This window comes from Terrabacter sp. NPDC080008 (genome assembly GCF_040702505.1).
Lineage (GTDB): Bacteria > Actinomycetota > Actinomycetes > Actinomycetales > Dermatophilaceae > Terrabacter.
Window position 1 is genome coordinate 213,756 of sequence record NZ_JBFBLC010000003.1, and the last position, 22,282, is coordinate 236,037.

Here is a 22,282-nt window from a genome sequence, read left to right on the forward strand (position 1 = left end):
AGGTAAGGAAGTCAACAACCATGACTGCAACCGTCAGTGACAACGCGGTGGCTGCCGAGGCCGCGGGCGGCGTCGGCCGCATCTCCCGGATCATCGGCCCCGTCGTCGACGTGGAGTTCCCCGTCGACGCCATGCCCGAGCAGTACAACCTGCTCACGGCCGAGGTGACCCTCTCGGGCGAGACGAAGAACCTCAACCTCGAGGTCGCCCAGCACATCGGCGACAACATGGTCCGTGCCATCTCGCTCCAGCCGACCGACGGCCTGGTGCGCGGCTCGGCCGTGCAGGACACCGGTGGCCCGATCAGCGTCCCCGTGGGCAACGTGACCCTCGGCAAGGTCTTCAACGCGACCGGTGACTGCCTCAACCTCGAGGAGGGCGAGAAGCTCGAGGTCTCCGAGCGCTGGGGGATCCACCGCAAGGCCCCGGCCTTCGACCAGCTCGAGTCCAAGACCACGATGTTCGAGACGGGCATCAAGGTCATCGACCTGCTCACCCCGTACGTCCAGGGTGGCAAGATCGGCCTCTTCGGTGGTGCCGGTGTCGGCAAGACGGTGCTCATCCAGGAGATGATCGCCCGTGTCGCCCGTGACCACGGTGGTGTGTCGGTGTTCGCCGGTGTCGGCGAGCGCACCCGTGAGGGCAACGACCTCATGGTCGAGATGGAGGAGGCGGGCGTCCTCGGACAGACCGCCCTCGTCTTCGGCCAGATGGACGAGCCGCCGGGCACGCGCCTTCGCGTCGCCCTGTCGGCGCTGACGATGGCGGAGTACTTCCGCGACGTCCAGAAGCAGGACGTGCTCCTCTTCATCGACAACATCTTCCGCTTCACGCAGGCCGGCTCGGAGGTCTCGACCCTCCTCGGCCGTATGCCGTCCGCCGTGGGCTACCAGCCCAACCTCGCCGACGAGATGGGCACGCTCCAGGAGCGCATCACCTCGACGCGTGGTCACTCGATCACCTCGATGCAGGCGATCTACGTGCCGGCCGACGACTACACCGACCCGGCCCCGGCCACGACGTTCGCGCACCTCGACGCGACGACCGAGCTCTCCCGTGACATCGCGTCGATGGGTATCTACCCCGCCGTCGACCCGCTGACCTCGACCTCGCGAATCCTCGACCCGCGCTACGTGACGCAGGAGCACTACAGCACCGCGGTGCGGATCCGCTCGATCCTGCAGCGCAACAAGGAGCTGCAGGACATCATCGCGATCCTCGGTATCGACGAGCTCTCGGAAGAGGACAAGATCCTCGTCAACCGGGCGCGTCGCATCCAGCGCTTCCTGTCGCAGAACACCTACGTCGCCAAGCAGTTCACCGGCATCGAGGGTTCGACGGTCCCGCTGTCCGACACCATCGAGGCGTTCACGAAGATCGCCGACGGCGAGTACGACCACGTCGCCGAGCAGGCCTTCTTCATGTGCGGTGGCCTCGACGACGTCGAGCGCCAGTGGGCGGACATCCAGAAGAACCTCTGATCCCAGCTCGACCCACGTGACCAACGGGGAGGTGCCCACGCCGGGCGCCTCCCCGTTCGTCGTAGGGGTCGTCGGAGGGGTCGCCGTAGGGCGTCTCGCGACCGCGGCAGGAGTCGCTCGCGGGCATGCGGGTACGTCTCACAGTGTTGACACATGTGTAACGCGTCAGCGCCGACGGGACCAGCAACCTCCACCACAGCCCTAGGAGAACCGTGAGCACCTCCACCCAGCAGGCACCCCGCCACCGGGTCGTGGTCATCGGCTCGGGCTTCGGCGGGCTCTTCAGCACGCAGAAGCTCAAGCACGCCGACGTCGACGTGACCCTCATCGCCCGCACCACGCACCACCTCTTCCAGCCGCTGCTCTACCAGGTGGCCACCGGCATCCTGTCCGAGGGGGAGATCGCCCCGGCCACGCGCGAGGTGCTGCACGGGCAGGAGAACGCCGAGGTGCTGCTCGGCGAGGTCACCGAGATCGACGTCGAGGCTCGCACCGTCACGCACACCGCGGTGGGCCGCGAGACGGTCACCCCGTACGACTCGCTCATCGTCGCCGCCGGCGCCGGCCAGTCGTGGTTCGGCAACGACCAGTTCGCCCGGTACGCCCCGGGCATGAAGTCCATCGACGACGCCCTCGAGCTGCGTGGCCGCATCTTCGGCTCGTTCGAGCTCGCCGAGCTGGCCTCCACCCAGGAGGAGGTCGACCGCCTCATGACGTTCGTCGTCGTCGGCGCGGGACCCACCGGGGTCGAGATGGCGGGGCAGATCTCAGAGCTGGCCAAGCGCACGCTCCGTCGTGACTTCCGGCGCATCGACCCGACGAAGGCACGCGTCATCCTCCTCGACGCGGCCCCGGCGGTCCTGGGCTCGTTCGGCGAGAAGCTCGGTGGCCGGGCCGTGAAGCGCCTGACCGACATGGGGGTCGAGGTGCGCCTCAACGCGAAGGTCGTCGACGTCGACTCCACCGGCATCGAGGTCGAGCACCCGGACGGCAGGCGGGAGCGCATCGAGTCGGTGTGCAAGGTGTGGGCCGCGGGCGTCAGCGCCTCGCCGCTCGGGCGCCAGCTCGCCGAGCAGACGGGCGCACAGCTCGACCGGGCCGGCCGCATCGCGGTCCAGCCGGACCTGACGCTGCCGGGCCACCCCGAGGTGTTCGTCGTCGGCGACATGATGTCGCTCGACCACCTGCCCGGTGTGGCGCAGGTCGCCATCCAGGGTGGGCGCTACGCCGCCGACCAGATCGTGCGGCGCCTCGAGGGGCGCGAGCCGCAGGGCCCGTTCCACTACTTCGACAAGGGCTCGATGGCGACGGTCTCACGGTTCTCGGCTGTCGCGTCGGTGGGCAGGGCCCAGTTCAGCGGCTTCTTCGCCTGGGTGCTGTGGCTCGCGGTGCACCTCGTCTACATCATCGGCTTCAAGAGCCGCATCACCACGCTGCTGCACTGGGTGGTCACGTTCATCGGGCGCGGTCGCTCGGAGCGCGTGGTCACCGAGCAGCAGGTCTTCGCCAGACAGGCCATCTCCGACCTGGGGGAGGAGTTCAGCCCCGAGCTGCCGCCCCGCGTCGACTGAGAAGCACCACGTATGCCGCCGGGCCGGGTCACGCGACCCGGCCCGGCGGCATACGTGCTCGGGGACGTCAGCGCACGAGACGCTCGACAGCTGCGCCGAGGCGCGGCAGGGCCGCCACGACGTGCTCCTTGGCCTTGCCGCGGAGGGAGCCGTAGACCTTCGCCGCCGCGGCGTGCGAGGTCTGGGCCGCCTTGGCGTCGGTGACCGACAGCAGGGCGTCGGCGGCCGCGTCGGACTGCGCGGCGAGGTGCTCGCCGAAGGGCTGCGCGCCCTTGGTGGCCCAGAAGGGGTCGAGGGCCGTGGCGAACTGCGGGAGCAGGCGGTCGGTCGCGCTCTGGACGAAGCCGCCGCCGAGCCGCTTGGCGGCCGCGTAGCCGGCCTTGACGGCCGCGCCGCCGAGGCCGGACTTGTCGGCGACCTCCGCGTCGATGACGTCGGTGAGGGTGGCGACGGCGACCGGTCGGCGGGAGGGCTCGAGCAGGGCGTCGGACACAGCTGTGGTCATGGTGGTGGGCTCCTGTGGAGGGTGGGACGGGTCGTGAGCGGGCAGCGCCCCCTCGCGTTCGGAGCATCCTGCCAGAGGCAATAGACTCGGGTTCACACCCCCACGATCCGGAGGAAACGTGAGTTCGCTCAAGGTTGAGATGGTTGCCGCCGACCGGAAGGTCTGGGAGGGCGAGGCCAAGTTCGTCCGTGCCCGGTCCATCTCCGGTGAGCTCGGCATCCTGCCCGGCCACACCCCGCTGCTGGGTGTCCTCGTCGAGGGCGAGGTGACCATCGAGTCGCTCGAGGGCGAGCGCCGCACGGTGATGGTCGACGGAGGCTTCCTCTCGGTCGACTCCGACGTGGTGACGATCGTCGCCGAGCACGTCGACGCCTCGTCTCTGCAGACCAACTGAGGCCGCCGCGTGCCATCCGCTCTCATCTCCACCGAGATCGTGATCGGCACGCTGCTGGTGGTCGCGGTGGTCGTCCTCGCGACGACCTACCTGCGCCGCCGCTACATCGCCAAGGGCCTGCCGCTGACCCTGTGCGGCCTGCGACGGTCCGACACCGACCGCTGGCGCCTGGGCCTCATCCGGTTCGGTGACAACGCCCTCGAGTGGTACACCCTCGGGGGCGTCTCCCTGCGCCCTCGGGGCCGGTGGCTGCGCCAGCGCCTGCTGCTCGAGGCACCCGAGCTGCTCCAGGGCGCCGACGCGTTGCCGCTGCTGCCCGGGGCGAGTCGCGTGCCGTGCAGCGACGGTGACCAGCGCTTCGAGCTCGCCCTGCAGGGCCCTGCCTACACCGCGCTGCGGTCGTGGCAGGAGGCCTCACCCCCCGGCTACAACGTCAACGTCGCCTGAACCGCCCGCACGCCGCCTTCTCGACGGCTGACGCCGCCCCTCAGTGCTTCCTGGCGCGCTCGGGCTTCTCGACGCGTCCGCCGCCCGGCTGCCACAGCACGTCGCCGCCGATCGGCTTGTTGGCGATGCGCGCGAGGATGAAGAGCAGGTCGGAGAGCCGGTTGAGGTACTTGGCCGTCAGCACGTTGACGCCTCCCACCCCGCGAGCCTCGGTTTCCTCGGGAGCCGGCCCGGTGCCGTGCTGCTCGACGGCGGCCCAGGCGGAGCGCTCGGCGCGCCGCACGATGGTCGTGGCGAGGTGCAGGTGGGCCGAGCCCGCAGTCCCGCCGGGCAGGATGAACGACCGCAGCTTCTCGACCTGCTCGAGGTAGTGGTCGCAGTCGCGCTCGAGGTCGTCGATCCACGGCTGCTCGACGCGCAGCGGCGGGTAGTCGTAGGAGTGGCGCAGCGGCGTGGACAGGTCGGCGCCCACGTCGAAGAGCTCGTTCTGGACCCGGCGGAGGGTCGAGGTGACCTCGTCCGGGAGGTCGCCGCACGCGACGGCGATGCCGATCGCCGCGTTGGCCTCGTTGGAGTCTGCGTATGCGTGCAGCCTGGCGTCGTTCTTGCTGACCCTCGAGAAGTCGCCGAGGCTCGTCGTGCCGTCGTCGCCGGTTCGGGTGTAGATCCGCGTCAGGTTGACCATGGGGTCACTCTCTCACCCCGGCCGCGCCCTGCCATGACCGGCCGACGCCGCGGCGGCCCCCGTCAGGGTCCTCGGTAGGGTTCTCGGGTGAGAGAGCGATTCCGGGTCGTCGGCGGTGCCCACCTCGTCGGGCAGGCCACCGTGGTCGGCGCCAAGAACAGCGCCCTCAAGCTCATGGCCGTCGCGCTGCTCGCCGTCGGCCGCACCACCTTGACCAACGTGCCGGCCATCGCGGACGTGACGATCATGGCCGAGCTGCTGCGGCGCCTCGGCGTCGAGGTCGACTACGACCCGGCCGCGGGCGTCGTCGAGCTCGACGTTCCGGAACGCATCGGGCACCGGGCCGACTACGAGCTCGTCCGGGCGCTGCGGGCATCGATCTCGGTGCTGGGCCCCCTGGTGGCGCGGGTCGGTGAGGCCGACGTCGCCGTCCCGGGCGGCGACGCGATCGGATCGAGGGGGCTGGACCTGCACGCCGCCGGGCTCGAGGCGCTCGGGGCCGAGGTCCACGTGACGCACGGCTACCTCGTGGCCACCGCTCCGCACGGGCTGCGCGGCGCAGAGATCCGTCTCGACTTCCCGAGCGTCGGCGCGACCGAGAACATCCTGACAGCGGCGGTGCTCGCCCGCGGCACGACGACGATCGACAACGTCGCGAGGGAGCCCGAGATCGTCGACATCGCCCAGATGCTCCTGTCGATGGGCGCCCGGGTCGAGGGCGCCGGCACGTCCCGCATCACCGTGCACGGGGTCGAGGGCCTCCGGCCCACCGCGCACGCCGTCGTGCCCGACCGGATCGCGGCAGGCACCTGGGCGTTCGCGGCCGCGACGACCCGGGGCGACATCGAGGTCGTCGGCGGCGTCGCCGAGCACCTACGCGTCCCGCTCGGCGCGCTCGAGCAGGCCGGGTGCGACGTCACGGCGACCGAGCGCGGGTTCCGGGTGAGCGCCCGCGCGCGCCGGCCGCGCGCCTTCGACGTCGCCACGCTGCCCTACCCGGGCTTCCCGACCGACCTGCAGCCCTTCGCCCTGACCTACAACGCGGTGGCCGACGGCTCGGCCATGGTGACCGAGAACCTCTTCGAGGCGCGGTTCCGCACCGTGCAGGAGCTCGCCCGTCTCGGGGCGGACACGCAGGTGGACGGCCACCACGTCATGACGCACGGGGTCGAGCTGCTCTCCGGCGCACCGGTGGAGAGCAGCGACATCCGCTCCGGCGCCGCCCTCGTGCTCGCCGGGCTGGTGGCCGACGGCGAGACCCTCGTCAGCGGCGTGCACCACATCGACCGTGGATACCCCCGCTTCGAGGAGGCGCTGCGCGCCCTCGGAGCGGACGTGAGCCGGGAGCCGGAGGAGGAGTCCCCCTTCGTCTGATCTGACCGTTGTGACGGATCTGCCGGGATTGCCCCGGATGGTGGCATGTGCAGCAACTGCTCACACGCCGTTCGTATTTTCTTGACCAGTTCTTGACTCCTAGGGGCAACGAATCGGCTGGTCGAGCCGTCATCATGAGTGACGTCACAGCGTTTGGAAGGGGTCCACATGACGCTGAACACCCACTGCAGGGGCGCGGTCCGAGTGCTCGAGGCGCCCGACGGCCACGACGTGATCATCGAGGGACGGCTCGACGTCCACACCGTCCCGGACATCCGCGACGCGATCCACGCAGTCATCAGCCAGGGCTCCGGCGACCTGCGCCTGCACGTGCGCGACGCCGAGATCGGCGACGCCACCGGGCTCGGCGTCCTGGTCCACCTCCACCGACGGGCGACCCGCGCCGAGCGCCGGCTGCTGCTCGTCGACGCGAGCGACCGCACGACCCGGCTGCTGCGCGGGTGCCGGCTCGACCGCATCCTCGTCTCGCGCCACTCCGGTCACCTCGGCGCCCACCTCGGCGCCACTGTGGCGCCTCTCACCGCCTGAGCGACTCCTCGCCGCGGGGGCCCGCCGCTACCGTCGAGCCATGTCTTCGACGGAGAGCATCCCGGCCCCCAGTCCCCGGGCGACGCCCGACCGTCCGTGGGTCATGCGGACGTATGCCGGCCACTCCAGCGCCGCTGCCAGCAACGCGCTCTACCGCCGCAACCTCTCGAAGGGCCAGACGGGCCTGTCCGTCGCGTTCGACCTGCCGACGCAGACCGGCTACGACCCCGACCACGTGCTCTCGCGGGGCGAGGTCGGCAAGGTCGGCGTGCCGATCAGCCACGTCGGTGACATGGCGGCCCTCTTCGATGGCATCCCGCTGCGCGAGATGAACACCTCGATGACGATCAACGCGACGGCGATGTGGCTGCTCGCGCTCTACCAGGTCACCGCCGAGCGCCAGGCCGAGGCAGCGGGCGAGGACCCTGCCGAGTGGGTGCACGCCCTCGCCGGCACCACCCAGAACGACATCATCAAGGAGTACCTCTCGCGCGGGACCTACGTCTTCCCGCCCGGCCCGTCGCTGCGGCTCATCACCGACCTGGTGGCCTACACGGTGCGCGAGATCCCGAAGTGGAACCCCATCAACATCTGCAGCTACCACCTGCAGGAGGCGGGGGCCACGCCGGTGCAGGAGATCGCCTACGCGATGTCGACGGCGATCGCCGTGCTCGACGCGGTGCGCGACTCCGGCCAGGTGCCGCCCGAGGAGTTCGCGAGCGTCGTGGCCCGGATCTCCTTCTTCGTCAACGCGGGCGTGCGGTTCGTCGAGGAGCTGTGCAAGATGCGCGCGTTCGTGCAGCTGTGGGACGAGCTCACGCAGGAGCGCTACGGCGTCACCGACGCCAGGGCCCGGCGGTTCCGCTACGGCGTCCAGGTCAACAGCCTCGGGCTGACCGAGGCGCAGCCCGAGAACAACGTCCAGCGCATCGTCCTCGAGATGCTCGGGGTGACGCTGTCGAAGGATGCCCGCGCCCGCGCGATCCAGCTGCCGGCGTGGAACGAGGCGCTCGGGCTCCCGCGGCCGTGGGACCAGCAGTGGAGCCTGCGCATGCAGCAGGTCCTCGCCTACGAGTCGGACCTGCTCGAGTACGACGACCTCTTCACCGGCTCGCACGTCGTCGAGGCCAAGGTGGCCGAGCTCGTCGAGGGCGCCCGGGCCGAGATGGCGCGTGTCGAGGAGCTGGGCGGCGCGGTCGCCGCGGTCGAGTCCGGCTACATGAAGGCCGCACTCGTCGCCTCGCACGCCGAGCGCCGTCGCCGCATCGAGTCCGGCGAGTCGGTCGTCGTGGGCCTCAACCGCTTCGAGACCACCGAGCCCAACCCGCTGACGGCCGACCTCGAGACGGCGATCCAGACCGTCGACCACGACGTCGAGCGCCACGCCGCCGAGGCCGCACGCGCGTGGCGGGAGCAGCGAGACGCCGACCCCGAGCGGCGGGCCCGGGCCCAGGCCGCCCTCGACCGCCTCCGCGCGGACGCGGCGTCCTCGACCAACCTCATGGCTGCGACGCTCGTGTGTGCGCGCGCCGACGTGACGACGGGGGAGTGGGCTGCCGCCCTGCGCGAGCAGTTCGGCGAGTACCGCGCTCCCACAGGGGTTTCCGGCTCCGTGGGCGTCGGTCCCAGCGAGCCGGGTGACGCTCTCGCGCGCGTCCGGGACCTCGTCGCCCGCACGGGGGAGGAGCTCGGCGAGAAGCTGCGCATCCTCGTCGGCAAGCCGGGCCTGGACGGGCACAGCAACGGTGCCGAGCAGGTGGCGGTGCGGGCACGCGATGCCGGCTTCGAGGTCGTCTACCAGGGAATCCGCCTGACGCCCGAGCAGATCGTCGCTGCGGCCGTGGCCGAGGACGTCCACCTCGTCGGCCTCTCGATCCTCAGCGGCTCGCACATGGAGCTCGTCCCGGAGGTGCTGCGCGGCTTGCGCGAGGCCGGTGCCGGCGACGTGCCCGTCATCGTCGGCGGCATCATCCCCGAGTCCGACGCCGCGGCCCTGCGAGCGGCCGGGGTCGCCATGGTCTTCACGCCCAAGGACTTCGGGCTCAACGACATCATGGGCGAGATGGTCGGTGTGATCCGTGCCGCACGGGGGCTCCCCGCGCTCGAGTCCGCACCTGCCTGAGCGGGGGTAGCGTCGCCCGTATGAGCGACCTGCAGTGCGCCGCCCGTCTCATCGTCGTCAACCCTCCGGCGCTGGTCGACGTGGCCTGGCTCGCCTCGGCGATCCACCTCGAGCGGGTCCAGGCGGTGTATGCCGCCGACGACGTCCCCGACACCGGCCCGGTCGAGTCGCTGGCCGACGACCTCGGGGTCCCGTCGCACCTGGGCCACGGCGACCTCCACGACGGCTCGTCGGGGCTGGAGGAGCTCGTCGACCGGCACCGCGGCGAGACGGTCGTCGTCGTCCGCGGGGGCGATGCGAGCGAGCCGGTCATGCTCCTCGTCGACGCGGACGGCGTGTCACGTCAGCCCATCCAGGGACTGACCTGAGGCGCGGACCCGCGTCACGGCATACGTGCTCCGGCGTGCGCCCGGACGTCAGAACAGGCGGGACTCGGCGTCGTCGATGCCCTTGAGGGCGTCGTAGTCGAGCACGACGCACCGGATGCCGCGGTCCTCGGCGAGGGTGCGGGCCTGCGGCTTGATCTGCTGGGCGGCGAAGACCCCGGTGACCGGCGCGAGGTGCGGGTCGCGGTTCATCAGCTCGAGGTAGCGGGTCAGCTGCTCGACGCCGTCGATCTCGCCACGCCGCTTGATCTCGACGGCGACGCTGGTGCCCGCGGAGTCCTTGGCGAGGATGTCGACGGGGCCGATGGCGGTCATGTACTCGCGCCGCACCAGCGACCAGCCGTGGCCGAGGGTGTGGATGTGCTCGGCGAGCAGCTTCTGCAGGTGGGCCTCGACGCCGTCCTTGACCAGTCCGGGGTCGACGCCGAGCTCGTGCGCCGAGTCGTGCAGCACCTCGTGGATGTGGACGGTCAGCCGGTCCTCGCTCTTGGCGTGCTGCACGCGCCAGACCGCGATGACCCCGTCGGCGGCGAGCGACTCGTCGGGCTCGACCTCGGCCATCGAGCACGGCGGGGACATCCAGTTGAGCGGCTTGTAGGAGCCGCCGTCGCTGTGCACGAGCACGGAGCCGTCGGCCTTGACGACGAGCAGCCGGGTCGCGAGGGGCAGGTGGGCGGTCAGCCGACCGTCGTAGTCGACGCTGCAGCGGGCTATGACGAGACGCACCGGACCACCCTAGGGCAGGTCCCGAGAGGCGCTCGCGTGGGCAGTGTCACGCTCGGGGCGGGTGTGGGCCACCCGGGGGCTCTGCGAGACTCGCACCCATGGCTCGTGAGTTCAGCAAGGTCGGCGTCATCGGACTCGGCACCATGGGTGCCGGCATCGTCGAGGTCTTCGCCCGCAACGGCATCGACGTCGTCGCGGTCGAGGTCAGCGACGAGGCGGTCGAGAAGGGCCGCGGCGTGCTGAAGCACTCGACCGACCGCGCCGTCTCCCGCGGCAAGCTGAGCGAGCCGGACCGCGACGCGCTGCACAGCCGCGTGCAGTTCACGAGCGACATGGCCGACCTCAAGGAGTGCCAGCTCGTCGTCGAGGCAGTGCCCGAGCACCTCGACCTCAAGAAGGAGATCTTCGCCCGGCTCGACGCGATCGTGGCCGACGACGCGATCCTCGCCACCAACACGAGCTCGCTGCCGGTCACCGAGATCGCCGTCGCGACGATCAACCCGAAGCGCGTCGTCGGCATGCACTTCTTCAACCCGGCGCCGGTGCTGCAGTTCGTCGAGGTCATCAAGACGGTCATCACGAGCGACGAGACCTTCGAGGACGTCAAGGCCCTCGCCGAGCGCCTGGGCAAGAAGCCGGTCGTCGTCGGCGACAAGGCCGGCTTCATCGCCAACGCCCTGCTCTTCGGCTACCTGAACCACGCGGTCGCGATGTACGAGAGCAAGTACGCCTCCCGTGAGGACATCGACGCCGCGATGAAGCTCGGCTGCGGCTACCCGATGGGCCCGCTCGCGCTGATGGACCTCATCGGCCTGGACACGGCCTACGAGATCCTCGACACGATGTACAAGCAGGGCCGCGACCGCCTGCACGCGCCGACGCCGATCATCAAGCAGATGGTCAGCGCCGGTCTCAAGGGCCGCAAGAGCGGACGGGGCTTCTACACGTACGCCGAGCCGGGCAGCTCCAAGGTCGTCGACGACGCGCTGACGCCGGCGGGCAACGGCGCCGCGCCGGTCCCGACCCGTCCTGTGCGTTCCGTCGGGGTCGTCGGCTCCGGGACCATGGCCACCGGCATGGTCGAGGTCTTCGCCAAGGCCGGCCTCGATGTCACCTTCGTGGCGCGGACCGAGGCGCGGGTCTCTGCCGTGCAGGCCGCCCTCGCCACGAGCCTCGAGAAGGCCGTCCAGCGCGGCAAGGCCACCGAGGAGGAGCGCGACGCCGCGCTCGCCCGCGTGCGCGGCAGCGTCCGCCTCGAGGACCTCGCCCAGGCCGACCTCGTCATCGAGGCGGTCGTCGAGGACCTGACCGTCAAGCGCGCCCTCTTCGAGAACCTCGACGAGATCTGCCGCCCCGGCGCGATCCTCGCCACGACGACGAGCTCGCTGCCGGTCGTCGAGTGTGCCGCCGCCACCAAGCGGCCGCAGGACGTGATCGGCATGCACTTCTTCAACCCGGCGCAGGTCATGAAGCTCGTCGAGGTGGTGCACACGGTCTCGACGGCCGACGACGTCGTCGCCACGGTCCAGCAGGTGTGCCGCACCATCGGCAAGCACCCGGTCACCTGCGGCGACCGGGCCGGCTTCATCGTCAACGCGCTGCTCTTCCCCTACCTCAACGACGCCGTGAAGATGCTCGAGGCCAACTACTCGACGGCCGACGACATCGACACGGCGATGAAGACCGGCTGCGGGCTGCCGATGGGACCCTTCGAGCTGCTCGACGTCGTCGGCCTCGACGTGTCGCTGGCCATCGAGCGCGAGCTCTACCTCGAGTTCCGCGAGCGCGGCTACGCCCCGGCGCCGCTGCTCGAGCACCTCGTGACCGCCGGCTACCTCGGCCGCAAGACGGGCCGCGGCTTCCGCACCTACGCCTGACACCTACGCTGGAGGCATGCCCTCGCGCCGTCGTCCCAGCAAGCACGCGCGCGAGCACATCCCGCTCGACGTGACGCGGATCCAGGGCGGCAGCACCCGCGAGGAGTCGTATGCCGGCACGCGCTGGACGGTGCGCAGCGTGAGTGGGGCGTCCGCCACCCGGGCGTACCTGTGCCCCGGGTGCCAGCAGGACGTCGTGCCCGGCACACCGCACGTCGTGGTGTGGCCGGCCGAAGGGGTCGGCGGACTCGGGGACCGGCGGCACTGGCACACCGCCTGCTGGCAGCGCCGCGACGCGCGCCCGCCGGGCAACGCCTACCGCTGACCGACCCGGCGGAGGGGCCGGGTCAGGCGTCGAGGACTGGGGCCAGCTCGCGGGCGACGAGGCGCAGCGGCGCGGTGTCCCTTTCGGCGCGAGCGAGGACGAGCGCGCCCTCGAGGCCGCAGAGCATGAGGGTCGAGAGCGTCTCGGCCCGTCGCCGTGTCCGGCCCATCCCGACGAGGGCCTCGGTGATCGGCTCGCGCCAGGTGTCGAGCGCGTCAGCGGCGGCCTCGCGGACTGCCTCGTTCGTGTCGGCGCAGTCGACGACCGCTCCCGCGACCGGACAGCCGCGCTCGAAGTCGCGGGTGCGCAGGTCGGCGGACCAGTCGTCGACCATGGCTGCGAAGAGTCGGCTGGGGCGGGGCTGCCACATGCCCTCCAGGTGGTGCCGCACGCGGTCGGCCGCCCAGGTGCCGGACCACTGGAGGGCTTCCGCGACGAGCTGGTCCTTGCCTCCGGGGAAGTAGTGCTGGAGCGATCCCCGCGGCGCATCCGCCAGGGCCACGACGTGTCGCAGGCCCGTCGCGGTGACGCCGGCCCGGCGCAGCTGCTGCGCCGTCTCGTAGACGATGCGCTCGCGATGCCCGCGTGGTGCTGCTCGCATCTCGTTCCTCCTGCGTCCGCCAGGGCCTGTCGCTGCACTATGACACGTGTCATGATGACACCACGACTATGACACTCGTCATGTGAATGTGCGGGCGCGAGGAGGACCGGTGGCACGAGTGGGGTTCATCGGGCTCGGCATCATGGGCCGTCCCATGGCGACCAACCTGCTGCGGGCTGGTGTCCCGTTGGCGGTCTGGAACCGGTCGCGGCAGGCGCTCGAGGCGGTGGCACGGGAGGGAGCGCGGGCGCTTCCCTCGCCGGCCGCCGTCTTCGCCGCGAGCGACATCGTGCTGCTCATGCTGGCCAACGAGCAGGCTGTGGACGAGGTGCTCCGGCGTGGAACCCCCGAGTTCGCCGCCATGGTCGCGGGGCGCACCGTCGTGCCTTGTGGCACCACGTCGGCCGCGTTCTCCGTCGATCTCGAGCGCGACGTGATCGCGGCCGGCGGTCGCTACGTGGAGGCCCCGGTGTCGGGATCACGGGTGCCGGCGGAGCGACGGGAGCTCGTGGGACTCCTCGCCGGCAGCGATGACGCCGTGGTTGACGTTGCGCCGCTGCTCGAGACGACCTGCCGCGCCGTCGTGCGCTGCGGAGCGGTGCCCGGTGGCCTCGGGACCAAGCTGGCCGTCAACCTCTACCTCTGCACCATGGTCGCCGGCCTCGCCGAGGCCTACCACCTCGCGAGCGGGCTCGACCTGGACCTGTCCGCCTTCCAGCAGGCCCTCGACCTCGGACCGATGGCGAGCGCCGTGTCGACCCTCAAGCTCGCCAAGCTCGTCGAGCGGGACTTCGCCGTGCAGGCGGCGATCCGTGACGTGCATCGCAACACCGAGCTCGTGGCCGAGGCCGCACGCTCGGTCGGCGCGGTCAGCCCCCTGCTCGACCTAACGCGTGAGCTGTTCCGCGAGACCGAGCAGTCCGGGGCTGGAGCGCTCGACATGGCAGCGGTCGTGACCGCCCTCGAGAGCCGGGACGGGATCGTCGCCACGCGGCACGCGGCGGCGGCCGGGGGGAGCGTCTAGGACCGCTGCCTCTCCGCGAGGACCTGCTCGCGCAGGATGTCGGCGTGGCCGCAGTGCTGGGCGAGCTCGCGCAGCATGTGGAGGTAGACCCAGCGAAGGGGCAGCGGACCGCGTCGGTTGCCCCGCAGGACGTCGTCGAGCCCGAGCGAGGCCGTCGCCCGGCGCGAGGCCTCGCAGGCCTGCTCGTGAGCCAGGCGAACCGACTCGACGGTATCGGCCTCGTCGAGCAGGAAGGACTCGTGCGGCGTGGCCGGGATGCCGATCTCGGCGCGAGAGCGGCACGTCACCGCCTCGTCGAACCACACCTTCTCGACGAACGTCGCGTGCTTGACCAGGCCGAGCAGGGTGGTCGCCGACGGCACAAGCGAGCGCCTGGCCTCCTCCTCGCTCAGCCCGTCCAGCGCGGCCCGGATGCCGGCCCGGTGCTCGGCGAGGAAGGCCTCGAACTGGACGCGGAGCGGCGCGTCGAGGACGTCTTCGGCGAGCGTCGGTGGCACGTGCATGGGCAGAGCCTGCCACGAGCCGCCCCGGTGCCGCAGCCGAGCCCGCGGGTGTGGCTCCCGGCCGCCCTAGTGGCGCCGTTGGCGCGGGACGAGGACCTCCTCGTAGAGCAGCAGGGCACCTGCCGCGAACGGGATGGCGAGCAGCGCCCCGAGGATCCCGAGCAGGGCACCGCCGGCAAGGGCTGCGACGACCGTGACCGCGCCGGGCACGGCCACCGTGCGCTGCATGATCCGCGGCATGACGGCGTAGTTCTCGATCTGCTGGTAGACGATGAAGTAGATGATGACGATGAGGGCCTTCTTCGGCTCGTCGAAGAAGGCCACGATCGCCACCACGGAGGCCCCGAGGGTCGCGCCGACCATCGGGATGAGACCGAGGAACCCGACGGCGACGGCGAGCACCGCGGCGAACTTCAGGCCGATGAGCGTCATCATGATCCACGAGCAGAACGCGTTGATCGCGGCCACGGCGACCTGGCCGATCGCGTACGACCCGACGCGGCGCATGACCTCCTCGGCCAGCGACACAGTGCGCGGGCGGCGGCTGGCCGGGACGAGGGCGTACGCCGCCTGCTTGACCGCCGGGAGCGAGGCCAGGAAGTAGAGGGTGAGGACGAGGACCGTCAGGCCGCTGAAGACTCCGGAGGCGATCACCTTGCCGGCGTCGAGCACCCCGCCGAAGACGCCGGCCCACAGGTTGCCGTCGGCGACCCGCTTGTTGACCTCCTCCTGGATGCGCTGGACGAGCTGGTAGCGGTGGTCGACGTCCTGCACCCACGGGTTCGCCAGCAGGTTGTCGAACATCCGGGGCGCGTTCGTCGTCAGGTCGGTGCCCTGCTGGACCACGGGCGGGATGACGAGCCACCCCACGAGCGTGAAGACCGCGAGCACGCCGAGGAACACGATGGTCACGGCCCAGCCGCGCCGGACCCGGCGACGGGTCAGCGCCTCGACGAGCGGGTTGAGGGCCAGGGTGAGGAAGAAGGAGACGACGAGGAGCGTGATGACGGTGCCGAGGCGACCGACGGCCTGCACGACGGCGTAGGCGGTGAGCACGCCCACGGCGCCGACGAAGCCGACGTAGAAGGGCGACTGGCGGTTGAACGGAGTGCCGCTCGGGCCGAAGTCACGCCGCTGGCCCTTGGGGCGGCGCCCGTCGGACGTGTCCGGTCGGCCCTCGTCTGCGGCACCCGGCGCGCCAGCCCCACCGGCGGCGGCCGCCTCACCGGCTCGGCCGGCGTGGTCACCGCCCCCGGCGCCCGAGCCGTCGGTCCCGTCCGCCGTGGCCGTTCCGTCGGAGGCCGCGCCCAGCGGGAGGGCGGGCACCAGGGCCTCTAGCCGCGCGTCCGCGTCGGCCGGTCCGTCGCCGGGCGCGTCTGCGGACGTCGTGGCGGACCGCCGGTACGCCGCTGCCCGGGCCTCGTCGTCGAAGCCGAGGTCGCGGGCCCGGAACTCGTCCATCCGCGCCCGCTGGGCACGGCGGTAGCGCGTCCAGCGTCCCCAGATGCTCACGGGCGCGAGCCTACGACAGCCCGCGCGTGGCGGCTCGCGACGCCACGACGCGGCATACGGCTACTGGTTGCAGAAGCGGTTGATCGCCTTCTCGAAACCCGCCCGCTTCTCCGGGTCGCTGACCCCGAGGCCCGGCTCGGGGGAGAGCGTCAGCACCCCGACCTTGCCCTGGTGGGCGTTGCGGTGGACGTCGAGGGCCGCCTGGCCGACGTCGGCGAGCGGGTAGGTCTTGCTCAGGGTCGGGTGGATCAGCCCCCGGTTGATCAGCTCGTTGGCCTCCCACGCCTCGCGGTAGTTGGCGAAGTGCGAGCTGACGATCCGCTTGAGGTTCATCCAGAGGTAGCGGTTGTCGTACTCGTGCAGGTAGCCCGACGTCGAGGCGCAGGTGACGATGGTGCCGCCCTTGCGTGCGACGTAGACGCTCGCGCCGAACGTCTCGCGGCCGGGGTGCTCGAAGACGATGTCGACGTCGTAGCCGCCGGTGAGCTCGCGGATGCGCTTGCCGAGGCGCTTCCACTCGGCCGGGTTCTGGGCGGTGCCCTCGTCGTTCCAGAAGCGGTAGTCCTCGGCGTTGCGGTCGATGATGAGCTCCGCGCCCATGTCGCGGCAGATCTGCGCTTTCTCGGGGGAGGAGACGACGCAGATCGGGGTGGCGCCGCCGGCGAGCGCCATCTGCGTCGCGTACGAGCCCAGACCGCCCGAGGCCCCCCAGATGAGCACGCGGTCGCCGAGCTTCATGGCGGCGCCGTGCTTGGAGATCAGCTGCCGGTATGCCGTGGAGTTGACCAGGCCGGGGGAGGCGGCCTCCTCCCACGTCAGGTGCGCCGGCTTGGGCATCAGCTGGTTCGCCTTGACGATCGCGAGCTCGGCGAGGCCGCCGAAGTTCGTCTCGAAGCCCCAGATCCGCTGTTGCGGGTCCATCATCGTGTCGTCGTGGCCCTCGGCGTCCTCGAGCTCGACGGACAGGCAGTGGGCGACGACCTCGATGCCCGGCTTCCACTTGGTGACCCCCGGCCCGGTGCGCAGGATGACGCCGGCGAGGTCCGAGCCGACGATGTGGTACGGCAGGTCGTGGCGCTTGGCGAACTCCGAGGTGCGGCCGTAGCGCTCGAGGAAGCCGAAGGTCGAGACCGGCTCGAAGATCGAGGTCCACACGGTGTTGTAGTTGATGGCGCTCGCCATGACGGCGACGAGCGCCTCACCGGGTGCGAGCTCCGGCACCGGCACCTCGTCGATGTGCAGGGACTTGCGGGGGTCCTTGTCACGGGTGGCGATCCCCTCGAACATGTCCACCTCGTCCTTGTGGACGGTGGCCCCGCGGTAGGTCGCGGGGATCTCGATGTTCGCGTAGGTCTCCTGCGTGCGGTCGCCGGAGAGGATGGCGTCGCGGATGGCCTGCATTGAAGGTCCTTACGTCGCAGCGTCATTGGTGGTCTGAGCCGTGCCTTGCCTGCGAACGTAGCGAGAGGTGACTGGCCGGTAGCCGGTTCTGAGACGGCCACCACAGGTGACCTGGCTCACGATCGGGGCTGGCGGGTCGATGGGCGAGCCGACGGACCGCCACGAGTCCGTATGCCGTGTGGCGGCCCAGCGCGCGCGGGCTCGGGCGCCGTCGTCGTGGCGGTCCGCCCGTCCGGTCGGACTGGTCTGAAGGCGGGGTACGGTCGGGCGCGTGCGACGACGGGTCCTGGGAGCAGCGTGCTGGCTCGTGCAGCCGACCTACGTGCTTGTCGAGCTCCTCGTCGCGGCCGGCGCCTCGGCCACGTACTCGGTGCGAGACGACACGATCAGTGCGCTCGGGATGCTGACGTGCGCGCCCGGGCACGGCGGTTCGCCCGTCGCCGTCTGCTCGCCGGGGCACACGGTGCTCGACACGGCCTTCGTCGTGTACGGCGTGCTGCGTGCTGCCGGTGCCGTGCTGCTGCGGCCGCGGATCGGCCGGAGCGCGTGGGCAAGGACCGCCGTGGCGCTCTGGGTGGTCTCGGGCGGCCGCCGCGGTGGGGCTCGTGCCCGTCGACCAGCAGCCGTCGTGGCACGTCGTGGCGGCGCTGCCCGTGTTCGTCCTGCAGCCACTCGCCGTCCTCGCCACGGCGTGGGCGCTGCGGCAGGTGGACGGCGCCCCGCGCAGCGTCGCCGACTCGGGCCTCGTCGTGGGCCTGGTGACCCTCCTGGCCGCGGCCGCATTCGGGCTGCGCCTCGGGGCGGACAGCGGGGTGGGCGGCCTCGAGCGGCTCGCCCTCTGGCCCGCTTACGCGTGGCTCGCCGCCGTGGCAGTCGCGCTGCTGCCGGCGAGCAGCGCCGACACGGTCACGAAGGCGTAGCCCTCCTCCCGCAGCCGGGCGATGACGGCCCGGAGGCGGTCGATCGTCACGAGCCGGTCGTCGCCGCCGGTGTCGTGCGCCAGCACGATCGACCCCGGGCGCACCTGGGAGGCAATGTCGTCGACGATGCCGTCGGGATGCGCAGCCACGAGGTCTTCGCGGGCTTGGGCGGACCACAGCACCGTCGTGAGGCCGAGCTCGGCCGCGGCGAGAACCGCCGCGCCGCCGACGTGGCCATAGGGCGGCCGGAAGAGTGTCGGAGTCGCCCCGTAGGTCTGCTCCATGATCCTGCTGGTGCGGGTGATCTGGTCGCGACATCCCGCCCAGTCGTGTCGGCCGAGGTCGGGGTGGTCGAAGGTGTGGTTGGCCAGCTCGTGGTGGCCGACGCTGTCGTGGTGCAGGGCCCCGTGGTCGCGCACGTTGCGCCCGAGGCAGAAGAAGGTGGCCGGCACGCCCTCCGCCTCGAGGGCAGCGAGCACTCGCGGCGTCCACTTCGGGTGCGGTCCGTCGTCGAAGGTCAGCGCGACCCGCCGCTCCTCGCCTGTCCCGCCCCAGACCACCGATGCGGCGCGGGCCGACGGGGGAGAGCGGTCGGGGCGCACCGCGCTGACCGGGCTGCCGTAGAACGGTAGGGGAGTGCTCTCGTCGAGGTGCTCGACCAGGCGCACGGCCCCGACAGCCCCGGCCGCGCCGACCGCCGCGCCGGCGACGGCCGTGAGGGCCTGACGGCGAGTGACCTCCATGGCAGGGGATGCTACGGCCAGTCTGCGCGACCGTTCGGATCTGCGGCGGAGCCCGGCCTCCGCGTGCCACACTGTCGCCCGATCGGCGGGAGGAACGAGGGGAGGCTGCCGTGCGTCGTGCCCTGGTCGGCGTGCTCGCCGCGGTCGCAGCGGCCGCCCTCAGCCTCGCTCCTCTGCTCAAATCCGACGAGCCGCCACCCGTGCTGCGCAACGGCGCCGCCTGGCGCTCCAGCTGGGCGTTCGCCCCCGCCTCCCTCGGCAGCCGTCTGCTCGACCCTCCGGCCGAGGCGGTCTGGTTGGCCTACGGGAGCGTCCCGGCCGAGGGAGAGCGAGGCGAGGTGGTGGCCCAGGCCCTGCTGGACCTGCACGCGCTGACCCGACCGAACGGCGCCGTCGCGGCCGGGCCCGATGGTCCGTGGGCCTACGCGTGGCCGAGGGACTCGGCCTTCGTGGCGGCGGCATACGCCAAAACGGGTCACGCCGACGACGCCCTCCGGGTGTTCGGCTTCCTCGCCCGCGTGCAGCACGCCGACGGCGGCTTCGAGGCGCGCTACCGACTCGACGGTTCGGGTCCGCCTGACGACCGTCCCCGCCAGAGCGACGGTGCCGGGTGGGTGCTGTGGTCACTCGACCAGCTGCGCGTTGCCCGCCGGGACGGGATCCTGCCGACCTCCCTGCGAGCCCTGCGCGACAGGTCCGTCGCCTTCGTGCTCGACGAGACCGACGCGGGCTCCCGGCTCCCCGAGGTCTCCCCGGACTACTGGGAGGTCCCCGAGCGCCGGGTCACGCTGGGCACCGCCGCGCCGCTCGCGGCCGGGCTCGAGGCCGCCGAGCGGATGTATGGGGCGGAGGGCGATGGCCGGAGGGCCACCGAAGCCGCCCGCGCGTCGCGGCGCCTGCATGCACTGATTCGAGCCCGGTTCGGACCCGACTACCAGCGTCACGGGCGCAGCGGCGGCCTCGACGCTGCGGTGGCCATGCTCATGCCGCCCTTCGCCCTCCTCGACGACGCGGCGGCCGAGCGGGCATGGCAGCGCTACCCCGTCCTGGCTCTGCGAGGCGGCGGCGGCCTCGCTCCCGGGGTGGAGTGGAAGCAGGACGGGGTGTCGTGGACGCCCGAGACCGCCCTGGTCGCCTACACGGCTGCGGCCTCCGGCCAGGCTGCGCAGGCCGAGCGGTGGATGGCCTGGCTGGAGCACCACTGCACCTCCTGGGGCAGCCTGCCCGAGAAGGTGCTCCCCGACGGCAGGCCGGCCGGGCCCGCACCCCTCGCCTGGACGGCCGCGCTGGTCGTGCTCACCGAGGGCGAGCTCGCGTCGCACCGATCTGGCGTAGGGACCTCAGTGACCGCCGTCGGCTGAGGGCTCGACGAGCTCGACGAGGACGCCGCCGGCGTCCTTGGGGTGGATGAAGTTGACCCGGCTGTCGCTCGTGCCGCGCTTGGGGGTGTCGTAGAGCAGGCGTAGCCCGCGCTCACGAAGGGTCGTGCAGACGGCGTCGATGTCCTCGACCCGGTAGGCGAGCTGCTGGATGCCGGGCCCACTGCGGTCCAGGAACTTGGCGATCGTCGACTCGGGCGTGAGGGGCGCGAGCAGCTGGATGCACGAGCCGGAGTCGCCGACGCCCATCATCGCCTCGCGCACGCCCTGCTCCTCGTTCGTCTCCTCGTGGAGCATCGTCATGCCGTACTTCTCCTCGTAGAAGGAGATGGCGGCGTCGAGGTCGGGCACGGCGATACCGACGTGGTCGATGTGGGTGAAGAGCGCATCCGTCATGGCGCCAAGGTATTGCCCGCACACGGCATACGGACGCCGTATGCCGTGTGCGGTAGGTCTCGCTCGGGACGGACGTCTCGGACAGCGCGTCTATTGTGGTCGGGACACCAATGAAGACGTCGGAAGAGGCCACGAACCATGACTGCTGACCGTCCCACCTCCGTGATCGTCGCCGGCGCCCGCACCCCCATGGGTCGGCTGCTCGGCTCGCTCAAGGACTTCTCCGGATCGGACCTCGGTGGCATCGCCATTCAGGGCGCCCTCGAGAAGGCGGGCGTCGCGCCCGAGCAGGTCGAGTACGTCATCATGGGCCAGGTGCTGCAAGCCGGCGCCGGCCAGATCCCGGCCCGCCAGGCCGCCCACGCCGCGGGCATCCCGATGACCGTCCCCGCCCTGACCATCAACAAGGTCTGCCTCTCGGGCATCAACGCGATCGCCATGGCCGACCAGCTGATCCGCGCCGGCGAGGTGGACGTCGTCGTCGCCGGCGGCCAGGAGTCGATGACCAACGCGCCGCACCTCATGACGAAGTCGCGCGAGGGCTACAAGTACGGCGACGTCACGATGCGCGACCACATGGCCTACGACGGCCTGTGGGACGCCTTCACCGACCAGGCCATGGGCGCCCTGACCGAGCAGGCCAACCAGGGTGAGCAGGCCTTCACCCGTGAGCAGCAGGACGAGTTCTCGGCCCGCAGCCACCAGCTGGCCGCCAAGGGCTGGAAGGACGGCATCTTCGACGACGAGGTCGTCGCCGTGAACATCCCGCAGCGCAAGGGCGAGCCGATCGTCTTCAAGAGCGACGAGGGCATCCGTCCCGACACGACCACGGCGTCCCTCAGCGGACTGCGCCCGGCCTTCAGCAAGGACGGCACGATCACGGCCGGCTCGGCCTCGCAGATCTCCGACGGCGCCGCCGCGGTCGTCGTGATGAGCAAGGCCAAGGCCGAGGAGCTGGGCCTGACCTGGCTCGCCGAGATCGGCGCCCACGGCATGGTCGCCGGCCCGGACTCCACGCTCCAGCAGCAGCCCGCGCGTGCCATCGCCCGCGCCTGCGAGAAGGAGGGCATCACGCCCGCCGACCTCGACCTCGTCGAGATCAACGAGGCGTTCGCCGCGGTCGGCCTGGCCTCCGCCAAGGAGCTCGGCCTCGACCTCGACCAGGTCAACGTCAACGGCGGCGCCATCGCCCTCGGCCACCCGATCGGCATGTCCGGTGCCCGCATCGCCCTGCACCTGGCCCTCGAGCTGAAGCGCCGCGGTGGCGGCGTCGGCGCGGCCGCCCTCTGTGGTGGTGGCGGCCAGGGCGACGCCCTCATCGTCCGCGTCCCCACGTCCGCCTGAGCGACGAGGCACCCCGC

General features: G+C 71.5%; 23 protein-coding genes. 14 read left to right on the forward strand and 9 right to left on the reverse strand.

All coding sequences use genetic code 11. The annotated features are described in order from the left end of the window. Positions 1–20: 20 nt before the first annotated feature. The gene (gene atpD / locus AB0316_RS11190) at positions 21–1,481 is read left to right on the forward strand and encodes a F0F1 ATP synthase subunit beta (protein WP_366273087.1); all 1,461 of its coding nucleotides are present in this window, start codon (positions 21–23) and stop codon (positions 1,479–1,481) included. A gap of 212 nt (positions 1,482–1,693) precedes the next feature. Beyond that, positions 1,694–3,052 carry an NAD(P)/FAD-dependent oxidoreductase gene (locus tag AB0316_RS11195; protein ID WP_366273088.1) on the forward strand — a complete coding sequence of 453 codons (1,359 nt, stop codon included), beginning with the start codon at positions 1,694–1,696 and terminating at the stop codon, positions 3,050–3,052. Positions 3,053–3,119: 67 nt separating this feature from the next. Here AB0316_RS11195 and AB0316_RS11200 read toward each other — a convergent pair whose 3' ends face one another. Then, a complete protein-coding gene (locus AB0316_RS11200) occupies positions 3,120–3,557 on the reverse strand; it encodes a hypothetical protein (protein WP_366273089.1) in 438 nt (145 codons plus the stop codon). Between the two features lie 118 nt (positions 3,558–3,675). Here AB0316_RS11200 and AB0316_RS11205 point away from each other — a divergent pair, with 118 nt between their 5' ends. Together AB0316_RS11205 and AB0316_RS11210 are read left to right on the forward strand one after the other, a co-directional pair. Further along, positions 3,676–3,951: a F0F1 ATP synthase subunit epsilon gene (locus tag AB0316_RS11205; RefSeq protein WP_366273090.1), complete on the forward strand. Its 276-nt coding sequence runs from the start codon at positions 3,676–3,678 to the stop codon at positions 3,949–3,951. Between the two features lie 9 nt (positions 3,952–3,960). Continuing rightward, positions 3,961–4,398: a DUF2550 domain-containing protein gene (locus AB0316_RS11210; protein WP_366273091.1), complete on the forward strand. Its 438-nt coding sequence runs from the start codon at positions 3,961–3,963 to the stop codon at positions 4,396–4,398. 40 nt (positions 4,399–4,438) lie between these two features. On the opposite strand, the gene AB0316_RS11215 is transcribed toward AB0316_RS11210, so the two are convergent. Beyond that, positions 4,439–5,083, reverse strand: a complete 645-nt coding sequence (locus AB0316_RS11215; RefSeq protein WP_366273092.1) for a cob(I)yrinic acid a,c-diamide adenosyltransferase — start codon at positions 5,081–5,083, stop codon at positions 4,439–4,441. Between the two features lie 87 nt (positions 5,084–5,170). On the opposite strand from AB0316_RS11215, the gene murA reads away from it, so the two are divergent. The 4 genes from murA to AB0316_RS11235 all read left to right on the forward strand — a co-directional run bounded on the left by murA (position 5,171) and on the right by AB0316_RS11235 (position 9,496). After that, the gene (murA, locus tag AB0316_RS11220; protein ID WP_366273093.1) at positions 5,171–6,457 is read left to right on the forward strand and encodes a UDP-N-acetylglucosamine 1-carboxyvinyltransferase; all 1,287 of its coding nucleotides are present in this window, start codon (positions 5,171–5,173) and stop codon (positions 6,455–6,457) included. Positions 6,458–6,625: 168 nt separating this feature from the next. Then, positions 6,626–7,006, forward strand: coding sequence for an STAS domain-containing protein (locus AB0316_RS11225; protein WP_366273094.1), 381 nt, complete (start codon positions 6,626–6,628; stop codon positions 7,004–7,006). A gap of 103 nt (positions 7,007–7,109) precedes the next feature. Next, positions 7,110–9,128, forward strand: a complete 2,019-nt coding sequence (locus AB0316_RS11230) for a protein meaA (RefSeq protein ID WP_366273342.1) — start codon at positions 7,110–7,112, stop codon at positions 9,126–9,128. 20 nt (positions 9,129–9,148) lie between these two features. After that, on the forward strand, positions 9,149–9,496 hold the full coding sequence (locus tag AB0316_RS11235; protein WP_366273095.1) for a hypothetical protein: 348 nt from the start codon (positions 9,149–9,151) through the stop codon (positions 9,494–9,496). A gap of 48 nt (positions 9,497–9,544) precedes the next feature. Here AB0316_RS11235 and nucS read toward each other — a convergent pair whose 3' ends face one another. Beyond that, positions 9,545–10,240 carry an endonuclease NucS gene (gene nucS, locus AB0316_RS11240; RefSeq protein ID WP_366273096.1) on the reverse strand — a complete coding sequence of 232 codons (696 nt, stop codon included), beginning with the start codon at positions 10,238–10,240 and terminating at the stop codon, positions 9,545–9,547. A 98-nt stretch (positions 10,241–10,338) separates the two neighbouring features. On the opposite strand from nucS, the gene AB0316_RS11245 reads away from it, so the two are divergent. Both AB0316_RS11245 and AB0316_RS11250 read left to right on the forward strand, forming a co-directional pair. After that, positions 10,339–12,117 (forward strand): 3-hydroxybutyryl-CoA dehydrogenase, encoded by a 1,779-nt coding sequence (locus AB0316_RS11245; protein ID WP_366273097.1) that lies wholly within the window; start codon positions 10,339–10,341, stop codon positions 12,115–12,117. A 16-nt stretch (positions 12,118–12,133) separates the two neighbouring features. Beyond that, complete coding sequence (locus tag AB0316_RS11250; RefSeq protein WP_366273098.1) at positions 12,134–12,442, forward strand: hypothetical protein; 309 nt, start codon at positions 12,134–12,136, stop codon at positions 12,440–12,442. Between the two features lie 22 nt (positions 12,443–12,464). On the opposite strand, the gene AB0316_RS11255 is transcribed toward AB0316_RS11250, so the two are convergent. After that, entirely contained in the window at positions 12,465–13,043 is a 579-nt protein-coding gene (locus tag AB0316_RS11255) for a TetR/AcrR family transcriptional regulator (RefSeq protein ID WP_366273099.1), read from the reverse strand. Between the two features lie 109 nt (positions 13,044–13,152). Between AB0316_RS11255 and AB0316_RS11260 the strand changes: the two genes are divergently transcribed. After that, positions 13,153–14,067, forward strand: a complete 915-nt coding sequence (locus AB0316_RS11260) for an NAD(P)-dependent oxidoreductase (RefSeq protein ID WP_366273100.1) — start codon at positions 13,153–13,155, stop codon at positions 14,065–14,067. Here the strand turns inward: AB0316_RS11260 and AB0316_RS11265 are convergent. The 3 genes from AB0316_RS11265 to ccrA form a co-directional block, all read right to left on the reverse strand. Further along, positions 14,064–14,570 (reverse strand): DinB family protein, encoded by a 507-nt coding sequence (locus AB0316_RS11265; protein ID WP_366273101.1) that lies wholly within the window; start codon positions 14,568–14,570, stop codon positions 14,064–14,066. The two genes, AB0316_RS11260 and AB0316_RS11265, sit on opposite strands and share 4 nt — an antisense overlap. A 66-nt stretch (positions 14,571–14,636) precedes the next feature. Next, positions 14,637–16,082: an AI-2E family transporter gene (locus AB0316_RS11270; protein ID WP_366273102.1), complete on the reverse strand. Its 1,446-nt coding sequence runs from the start codon at positions 16,080–16,082 to the stop codon at positions 14,637–14,639. 60 nt (positions 16,083–16,142) lie between these two features. Next, positions 16,143–17,483, reverse strand: coding sequence for a crotonyl-CoA carboxylase/reductase (ccrA, locus tag AB0316_RS11275; protein WP_366273103.1), 1,341 nt, complete (start codon positions 17,481–17,483; stop codon positions 16,143–16,145). Positions 17,484–18,088: 605 nt separating this feature from the next. Between ccrA and AB0316_RS11280 the strand changes: the two genes are divergently transcribed. After that, positions 18,089–18,403 (forward strand): hypothetical protein, encoded by a 315-nt coding sequence (locus AB0316_RS11280; protein ID WP_366273104.1) that lies wholly within the window; start codon positions 18,089–18,091, stop codon positions 18,401–18,403. Here AB0316_RS11280 and AB0316_RS11285 read toward each other — a convergent pair. Beyond that, the gene (locus tag AB0316_RS11285; RefSeq protein WP_366273105.1) at positions 18,331–19,146 is read right to left on the reverse strand and encodes a polysaccharide deacetylase family protein; all 816 of its coding nucleotides are present in this window, start codon (positions 19,144–19,146) and stop codon (positions 18,331–18,333) included. The two genes, AB0316_RS11280 and AB0316_RS11285, sit on opposite strands and share 73 nt — an antisense overlap. 110 nt (positions 19,147–19,256) lie before the next feature. Here AB0316_RS11285 and AB0316_RS11290 point away from each other — a divergent pair, with 110 nt between their 5' ends. Then, entirely contained in the window at positions 19,257–20,507 is a 1,251-nt protein-coding gene (locus tag AB0316_RS11290; RefSeq protein WP_366273106.1) for a glycoside hydrolase family 15, read from the forward strand. Here AB0316_RS11290 and mce read toward each other — a convergent pair. Then, positions 20,487–20,921 (reverse strand): methylmalonyl-CoA epimerase, encoded by a 435-nt coding sequence (gene mce / locus AB0316_RS11295; RefSeq protein WP_366273107.1) that lies wholly within the window; start codon positions 20,919–20,921, stop codon positions 20,487–20,489. The genes AB0316_RS11290 and mce overlap by 21 nt on opposite strands. Before the next feature lie 138 nt (positions 20,922–21,059). Here mce and AB0316_RS11300 point away from each other — a divergent pair, with 138 nt between their 5' ends. Continuing rightward, positions 21,060–22,265, forward strand: a complete 1,206-nt coding sequence (locus tag AB0316_RS11300; RefSeq protein ID WP_366273108.1) for an acetyl-CoA C-acetyltransferase — start codon at positions 21,060–21,062, stop codon at positions 22,263–22,265. Positions 22,266–22,282: the final 17 nt, after the last annotated feature.

Excerpts from the sequence above, each read along its gene's own strand:
- atpD (WP_366273087.1), top strand. The coding sequence starts at position 21 with ATGACTGCAACCGTCAGTGACAACGCGGTGGCTGCCGAGGCCGCGGGC.
- AB0316_RS11200 (WP_366273089.1), bottom strand. The coding sequence starts at position 3,557 with ATGACCACAGCTGTGTCCGACGCCCTGCTCGAGCCCTCCCGCCGACCG.
- AB0316_RS11215 (WP_366273092.1), bottom strand. The coding sequence starts at position 5,083 with ATGGTCAACCTGACGCGGATCTACACCCGAACCGGCGACGACGGCACG.
- AB0316_RS11225 (WP_366273094.1), top strand. The coding sequence starts at position 6,626 with ATGACGCTGAACACCCACTGCAGGGGCGCGGTCCGAGTGCTCGAGGCG.
- AB0316_RS11230 (WP_366273342.1), top strand. The coding sequence starts at position 7,110 with ATGCGGACGTATGCCGGCCACTCCAGCGCCGCTGCCAGCAACGCGCTC.
- AB0316_RS11235 (WP_366273095.1), top strand. The coding sequence starts at position 9,149 with ATGAGCGACCTGCAGTGCGCCGCCCGTCTCATCGTCGTCAACCCTCCG.
- AB0316_RS11245 (WP_366273097.1), top strand. The coding sequence starts at position 10,339 with ATGGCTCGTGAGTTCAGCAAGGTCGGCGTCATCGGACTCGGCACCATG.
- AB0316_RS11250 (WP_366273098.1), top strand. The coding sequence starts at position 12,134 with ATGCCCTCGCGCCGTCGTCCCAGCAAGCACGCGCGCGAGCACATCCCG.
- AB0316_RS11255 (WP_366273099.1), bottom strand. The coding sequence starts at position 13,043 with ATGCGAGCAGCACCACGCGGGCATCGCGAGCGCATCGTCTACGAGACG.
- AB0316_RS11265 (WP_366273101.1), bottom strand. The coding sequence starts at position 14,570 with ATGCACGTGCCACCGACGCTCGCCGAAGACGTCCTCGACGCGCCGCTC.
- ccrA (WP_366273103.1), bottom strand. The coding sequence starts at position 17,483 with ATGCAGGCCATCCGCGACGCCATCCTCTCCGGCGACCGCACGCAGGAG.
- AB0316_RS11285 (WP_366273105.1), bottom strand. The coding sequence starts at position 19,146 with ATGGAGGTCACTCGCCGTCAGGCCCTCACGGCCGTCGCCGGCGCGGCG.
- mce (WP_366273107.1), bottom strand. The coding sequence starts at position 20,921 with ATGACGGATGCGCTCTTCACCCACATCGACCACGTCGGTATCGCCGTG.
- AB0316_RS11300 (WP_366273108.1), top strand. The coding sequence starts at position 21,060 with ATGACTGCTGACCGTCCCACCTCCGTGATCGTCGCCGGCGCCCGCACC.